7 protein-coding genes and 1 pseudogene are annotated in these 7,107 nt (G+C 38.3%); 3 read left to right on the top strand and 5 right to left on the bottom strand.

Going from position 1 to position 7,107, the window contains the following annotated elements; all coding sequences use genetic code 11:
- Positions 1-347, bottom strand: a 347-nt coding sequence (arsC, locus tag BAZSYMA_RS08325) for an arsenate reductase (glutaredoxin) (protein WP_090717850.1), incomplete at its 3' end; no start/stop codon positions are given.
- Positions 348-420: 73 nt separating this feature from the next.
- Between arsC and BAZSYMA_RS08320 the strand changes: the two genes are divergently transcribed.
- Complete coding sequence (locus tag BAZSYMA_RS08320; RefSeq protein WP_237731686.1) at positions 421-870, top strand: TlpA family protein disulfide reductase; 450 nt, start codon at positions 421-423, stop codon at positions 868-870.
- Here BAZSYMA_RS08320 and BAZSYMA_RS08315 read toward each other — a convergent pair.
- Both BAZSYMA_RS08315 and BAZSYMA_RS08310 read right to left on the bottom strand, forming a co-directional pair.
- The gene (locus BAZSYMA_RS08315; RefSeq protein WP_090717844.1) at positions 867-1,805 is read right to left on the bottom strand and encodes a KamA family radical SAM protein; all 939 of its coding nucleotides are present in this window, start codon (positions 1,803-1,805) and stop codon (positions 867-869) included. The two genes, BAZSYMA_RS08320 and BAZSYMA_RS08315, sit on opposite strands and share 4 nt — an antisense overlap.
- Positions 1,806-1,856: 51 nt before the next feature.
- On the bottom strand, positions 1,857-2,042 hold the full coding sequence (locus tag BAZSYMA_RS08310) for an Alvin_2107 family globule sulfur oxidation protein (protein ID WP_090717842.1): 186 nt from the start codon (positions 2,040-2,042) through the stop codon (positions 1,857-1,859).
- A gap of 124 nt (positions 2,043-2,166) precedes the next feature.
- On the opposite strand from BAZSYMA_RS08310, the gene uvrD reads away from it, so the two are divergent.
- Together uvrD and BAZSYMA_RS08300 are read left to right on the top strand one after the other, a co-directional pair.
- Positions 2,167-4,332: a DNA helicase II gene (gene uvrD, locus BAZSYMA_RS08305; protein WP_090717839.1), complete on the top strand. Its 2,166-nt coding sequence runs from the start codon at positions 2,167-2,169 to the stop codon at positions 4,330-4,332.
- 198 nt (positions 4,333-4,530) lie between these two features.
- A complete protein-coding gene (locus BAZSYMA_RS08300) occupies positions 4,531-5,064 on the top strand; it encodes a DUF2278 family protein (RefSeq protein WP_195910168.1) in 534 nt (177 codons plus the stop codon).
- Between the two features lie 309 nt (positions 5,065-5,373).
- Here BAZSYMA_RS08300 and BAZSYMA_RS08295 read toward each other — a convergent pair whose 3' ends face one another.
- Together BAZSYMA_RS08295 and BAZSYMA_RS10085 are read right to left on the bottom strand one after the other, a co-directional pair.
- A complete protein-coding gene (locus tag BAZSYMA_RS08295; protein ID WP_090717833.1) occupies positions 5,374-6,696 on the bottom strand; it encodes an RCC1 domain-containing protein in 1,323 nt (440 codons plus the stop codon).
- A gap of 99 nt (positions 6,697-6,795) precedes the next feature.
- Positions 6,796-7,107 (bottom strand): annotated as a pseudogene (locus BAZSYMA_RS10085) (RCC1 domain-containing protein); the annotation flags it as partial.

The raw sequence follows: 7,107 nt of genomic DNA, 5'->3' as shown, positions 1-7,107 counted from the left end.
TAAATAATTGCCAATACATTCTCAGGCGGTCGTCCAATTACCGTGCCTTTATCAGTTCTCACAATGGGACGCTCAATAAGAATAGGATTATCAACCATTGCTTGAATTAAATCATCTTCACTGAGCGATTCATCACCCAAATTGTTGGTTTTATAAGGTGCTTCAAAAGTTCGCATTAACGACCTAGCATCCAACCCTAACTCACTAAGCAGTGCTTTTAATTCTTGCGTTGATGGCGTATCGTCTAAATATTTAATTACTTGAAAGTCAATGCCTTTTTCTTCTAAAATACCTAAAGTTAGCCTAGATTTTGTACATCTAGGGTTGTGATAAATTGTTACACGCATATACTTAAATCCCACTATGAAGAAAATCCTTATTATACTCGCGCTCATTCTTCCCTTAAGTGTCGTTCATGCAATGACATTAGGGGATCTTTTTTCTAAAGGCAACACTCCAAAAAATACCCAACTGCCACAATTTTCAGTAGTGGATATAAACGGTAAAACACACAATAATAATACCGTTAAAGGCAAATACTTGGTGGTTAATTTTTGGGCAACTTGGTGCCCACCTTGCCTTAAAGAAATCCCTGCTTTTGTTGATTTTTATGAAAAGCATTCGGACAAAGTGGAAATCTTAGGTATGGATTATGAACAGGCCGATGTTGATAAAATTACCGAATTTACCGACAGTTTTATGGTTAATTACCCTATTGTTTTATCCGATGATAACAACCGCCCTGAGTTCAAAAAATTTGGCAAAATAGTGGGTATGCCAACCACCTATATTTACACCCCCGATGGGGTATTAATTAATCGGTATATGGGTGAAATCAATATAAAAACTTTAGAAAAAGCCATTCGCTAAAGCCAAGTTTTTGCTGCTAAATTCTCATCTCTTACCAGTCTGGGTACTAAGTAACCACTGAGTTTTTTGCCCAATTCTCGGTGCAATTTAATGGCAGCCTCATCCTCAACTAAAAAATGTTCTGCACCACTGACTTTATCTAGTAAATGCAAATAATAAGGCAAGATCCCTAATTCAAACAAATCCATAGAAAGTTTACTTAAAGTCAATACGCAGTCATTCACACCTTTTAACAAAACCGATTGATTGAGCAAAGTGACATTGCTTAATGCTCGTATCGCCTTAGCAAAGTCATTTGATAATTCATTAGCATGATTAACATGAGTGACCAACACGACATTGAGCGTACTATGATTTAATAGTTTAATCAGCTTTGTGGTTATTCGACTTGGTGTTACTACGGCGCTACGCGTATGGATGCGCAAGTTCTTGATGTGTGAAATTTTCTCAATTTTTCCAATTAGTTGTGCAAGTTTCTCATCACTCAAACTCAAAGGGTCGCCACCACTTAATATCACTTCATTAATTTGAGAATGACTGCAAATATACTCTTCAATTGCTAAATAATTACTAATTGCATCATGCTCAGTGTAATTAAAATTCTGCCGAAAACAATACTGACAATGAATAGCGCAAACTCTAGATGTAATCAATAAAACGCGATTGGGATACTTATGAACAAGTCCTGCAACAGGGGTGTATTTTTCATCTTCTAATGGTTCTGTACTAAAACCACTTTGTGCTTGGATAGGTGCACTGGCAACTTGCTTTAATAGCGGATCATCAGGGTTATCTTTATCAATGAGATTGGCAAATTCCAAAGGAATCTTAATAGGAAAACCTTGGTCTTGAAATTGCTGAGATTGAAAAAAGGCATTGCAACTATCTGCACCTTTGAGCGTGTTGCGTGCGTTATGTTGCCAATTATTATTCATAAAAAAGCCCGCTACAGTCGGGCTTTTTTTAAATTTCTTTGCAATCAGTGATTAGCAAAAATTCGCAAAGTTTGCTTCTGTATGAGCTTTGCCATCTTCATGACCTGCTTCCCATTCATCAGTAATTCTTTGCTCTTCAATCTCAGGGTTATTTAAAAAACCAGCTACCCAACCTTGAATGTAGTTGTCATTTACGCCCATTTCTTCCATTTTTTTCACGCCTTCGTAGTATGTCATCACTGATACTCCTTACTTTACAATAATATAATGTTTATAATTCTTCACTCTTACCTCGGATCTGGATCTATATAAGAGAAAGATAACATTATACCATTTGCAAATCATTTGACAATAAAAATTTATGAATTTACCTGAAATAGTTAACGAACTAAATAACGAGCAATCTCAAGCAGTCACTTTGGATGGCACACAAAGTGCTTTAATACTTGCTGGTGCAGGCTCTGGAAAGACCAGAGTTCTAACCCATAGAATTGGGTATTTAGTCATGCAAAAAAATGTTCATATTGATGCTGTTTTGGCCGTCACTTTTACCAACAAAGCAGCCAATGAAATGCGTGAGCGTTTGAATACATTGCTTAGACGGCCAATCAGGAGTATGTGGGTTGGTACTTTTCACGGATTGGCGCATCGCCTGTTACGCGCCCACCCTATTGAGGCAAATTTGAGCTCGCAATTTCAAATTCTTGACCAGAAAGACCAATTTCGTGTTGTTAAACGCCTAATGAAAGAAAACCAGATGGACGAAGGCAAGTTTCCAGTTAAAAAAGTTCAATGGTTTATTAATCAGCAAAAAGATGAAGGCATTCGTCCAGGTGATATTGACGCAGGGCACAATTATTTTATTAAGAAAAGCCTTGAAGTATTCGTGTTATATGAAAAACATTGTAATGACAACGACTTAATTGACTTTGCTGAGTTACTGGTACGCAGTTATGAATTATTGAAAAATAACTCAGCTCTGCTTTCACACTATCAAACTCGCTTTGAGCATATTTTAGTAGATGAATTTCAAGACACAAATACCATGCAATACAAATGGGTTAAGTTGTTATTTAACGGTAAAAACAAAGTGTTTTGCGTAGGTGATGATGATCAGTCTATTTATGGCTGGCGTGGTGCAAAAATTGAAAACATCATTAAACTCGAAAAAGATTTTGCACCACTTCAAACCATTCGCCTTGAACAAAATTATCGCTCAACGGGACATATTTTAAAAGCTTCAAATGCACTGATTGCTCGCAACTCAAATCGTATGGGTAAATCCCTATGGACAGATTCTGGTGATGGGGAGCTGATTGATTTGTATGAAGCGCGCACAGAAATTGACGAAGCATATTTTGTCGTTAGTGCCATTCAAAAACACCTTGATAATGGTGCATCGGCTAATGAGTGTGCTATTCTTTATCGCTCAAATGTACAATCTAGAGCTTTTGAAGAACGATTGATTAAATACAATATCCCCTATATTATTTATGGTGGTTTGCGCTTCTTTGAGCGTGCTGAAATCAAAAACGCCTTAGCTTATTTACGCCTTATGGAAAATACCGCTGATAGCGTTGCCTTTGAACGAGTGGTTAATTTTCCAACACGAGGTATCGGTAATGCTACGGTTGAAAAAGTACGAGAATTTGCGCGTAAAAATCAAACCAATTTATTCCAAGCGGCGATTAGTATGGCATCAACCTTACCAACGCGTGCTACCAACGCCTTGATTGGATTCACTCAGCTGATTGAGCAAATGCAAGACGATACCGAGCACTTAGATTTATCTGAAAAAGTTGCTTATTTGATTAAGGAATCTGGACTTGTTGCACATTATTCAAACGATAAAACTGATAAAACAGGCAGTAAAACAGCAAACTTAGAAGAGCTCATTGCTGACGCCAAGCAATACAATCATGAAGAAGACAGTGATATGAATGAAACCATGGGTTACATTTCTCGAACTTCGCTTGATTCTAGCGGTAATGGCAATGTACCGCCAACGCAAAATGTGCAACTCATGACGGTTCACTCTGCCAAGGGCTTGGAGTTTCCTTATGTATTTTTAGCGGGCTTGGAAGAAGACTTATTTCCCTCTAGGCAATCCAAAGATGAGCCGTATTTAATGGATGAAGAAAGACGCTTGTGCTATGTCGGCATGACACGAGCAATGAAAAAACTCACAATATCATTTGCGATAAAACGCTTTTTGCACGGACAATCAATCTACGCTTACCCGTCTCGATTTTTATCAGAGTTTCCAGAAAAACACCTTAATCAGATTAAACAAAAATATGGCGCAACAGCACAAAATTACCAAAAAGATGATGTCTTTAATCAGGACATTGAGCCACAAGCAAACGGTGATTTATCTATTGGTAGAACTGTTAAACATTCCAAATTTGGCTTTGGCACCGTGCTTAATTTTGAAGGTGACGGCGAGAGTGCCAGAGTACAAGTAAAATTTAAAACTGCAGGTACTAAGTGGTTAATTAGCGCTTATGCTAATTTAGAGTTTCTTTAATCCAAAGATAAAGATGAGCAGTATAGCATCTCCCCTTGTGCCATTTGTGTTTACACAAAATCCCGCCCACAAGTGTAACGGCTATTTTTTTGAATGTAGACGGTGCAAAAGATAGGGATATTTTGTTTTTTGGATTAAGGTAGAATACTGATTTTTTTAAATTAAATTATTATTATTCCTTCTTACTCGCATTATGGATTGATCTCGGGAACACCTTTAAAAGACTTTGAAAAAGGCGCTCATCCACATTTATATCTTTATATTAAAAATGAGACTGAAGACCCCTTTAAGGTAGCAGTTAATGTGAGAGATTATGACGGCTCTGATGTTTTCTTTGCTCATATTAAAGATTTAAAGACTGATTTTCTCAAGCATTTATCAACACTCAGTAACGGCGCTTATTATTTACAACCAGAAGATCAAGCAAACGCTTTAGATTACATCAAAGATGCCTTTATCGAAAAAGAACAGTTTTCTCAGATAGCTGAAGAAGAATTGAGCGATACTATTCTTGGTTTGATCAAGCCTTATATTGATGCTGACAATGGCTCTAGGATAATCGCTTATGGCTCGCGTTTCCCTAATGACATACACGATATACATATGAATCAAGGCTATCCACATTCGTCACTACCCTCTTATCAAGATGGTGCTTTAATTTTATATGATGCGATTAATGATACATACGAAGGCTTATTTTTTCATTTTCACAGTCAAACACTGGCGCTTTAATTTTGGATTTTTTTCAAATCATCTGTTGCAAAAACAAAAAGGAAGCAAACATTAATTGCTTAAAAACTTAGCAAATCATTCCACCTAACCACTAACCTATCGAGTGATTTCAACAGGGCTTTATTAAAAAATTAAATCATAAAATTAAACTTTAAAGAGGTTGATAGATCCAATAAAATTTTCACTCTAAACATAAACTGTAATGTTGGCATTCAAGTGTCACATTTGTCTCGTTTAGACGCATTGTATAAACGGACTGCTTCTAGCATCATACGGACTTTATAGCATTAGCCCTTTATGCAAAGATCCCTAATGAGGTAATTCCCCTCCCTGACTTGGGTAACCCCAAACTACGATTGAACCATGGGTTTTAACGGCAACAAAGGCGTATGAAGTTGAATAAATTCTGGTGTAGCCATCGTCAACGGGTGCGCTTTTACCTCCGTGAGTTAACAAGCCCCAAACCTTGATTGAGCCATCTGCTTTAAGGGTGGCAAAGGCGCCATTCGTTGAATAAATTTTGGTGTAGCCACCACCTTTAGGTGCATCTTTACCTCCACGATCTTGGCTACCCCAAGCCTTGATTGAACCATCAGCTTTGAGAGCGGCAAAGGCATGATTATTTGCATAAATTTTGGTGTAACCACTACCAGCGGGTGCATTTGTGCCTCCAAGGCCTTTCTTACCCCAAGCCACAATGGTACCATCAGCTTTAAGGGCGGCAAAAGCATGGTTATTTGCATAAATTTTGGCATAGCTACCGTTAACAGGTGCATTTGTACCTCCAGAGTCTGAGTTACCCCAAGCCATGATCGAACCATCAGCTTTAAGCGCAACAAAAGCACCATAAGTGGAATAAATCTTGACATAGCCATTACCTCTAGGCGCCCCTTCGCCTCCATTGTTTTCATCTCCCCAAGCTGTGATTGAACCATCAGCTTTAAGGGCAGCAAAGGCGTAACCATTTGAATAAATTTTAGTATAGTCTTTGTCTTTTGAAGAATTATTTTTAAACGCCTTTGTGCCTCCATACTTTGGATTGCCCCAAGCCACAATTGAGCCATCGGACTTAAGAGCAGCAAAGGCACGGAAAGTTGAATAAACCTTAGTGTAACTTTTGTCGATAGGTGCTTTTTTACCTCCATTATTTGGATCTCCCCAAGCCGAGAGTGAGCCATCGGCTTTAAGAGCAACAAAGGCACCCATATTTGAATAAATCTTAGTATAGCCACTGTCAGTGGGTGCGCCTTTACCTCCGTGATCTTCATTTCCCCAAGCTGAAATCGATCCATCATCTTTAAGAGCGGCAAAGGCATGACCAGTTGAATAAATCTTAGTATAACCACTGTTCTTAGGTGCATTGTTACCTCCATTAATTGAACTACCCCAAGCCACAATAGAACCGTCGGACTTAAGGACAGCAAAGGCACCTTTATTGGGATAGTTTGGTGCATTAAAAATCCCGCCAAAATCATTGTAAGCACTAGAATAGTCTACTTCAGTAAAACGCCAATTCTCTGCTTTTATGCTACAAAATTTGCTGTCATCGTTGGCGTGAACTGTGATGACAACAAGAGACGCTATTAATAGCAAAGTACGGTTAATATTTTTGTTGATAATCATTAAATTCATTGTGTTTTCCTTTTTAGTTTTTAGATTTAGCTGGCAGTATGATAATAAATGATAAAAATTTTGTAAACCCTGATGGTCAATATTCGCATAAACTGTTAATTAATCGGGTGCACCTTTGCCTCCATAATTTGGATTCCCCCAAGCTGTGATTGATCCATCGGCTTTAACGGCGGCAAAAGAAAATTGATTTGAATAAATATCAATATAGCCACTGTCTCGGGGCAGGGGCGCATCTTTAGAGCCGTCAACCCCACGCCAGCCCCAAGCTGTGATTGAACCGTTAACTTTAAGGGCGACAAAGGTTCCATAAGTTGAAGAAATTTTGGTGTAACCACTGTCCTTAGGTGCACCTTTGCCTCCATAACTTGAGTTCCCCCAGGCTTTGATTGATCCATCGGCTTTAAGAGCGGC

Origin of the sequence: Bathymodiolus azoricus thioautotrophic gill symbiont (assembly GCF_001298715.1) — a bacterium.
In the GTDB taxonomy this organism is placed as follows: Bacteria; Pseudomonadota; Gammaproteobacteria; order PS1; family Pseudothioglobaceae; genus Thiodubiliella.
Note: the sequence above shows the minus strand (reverse complement) of the source record. Positions and strands in the feature narration are given on the sequence as shown.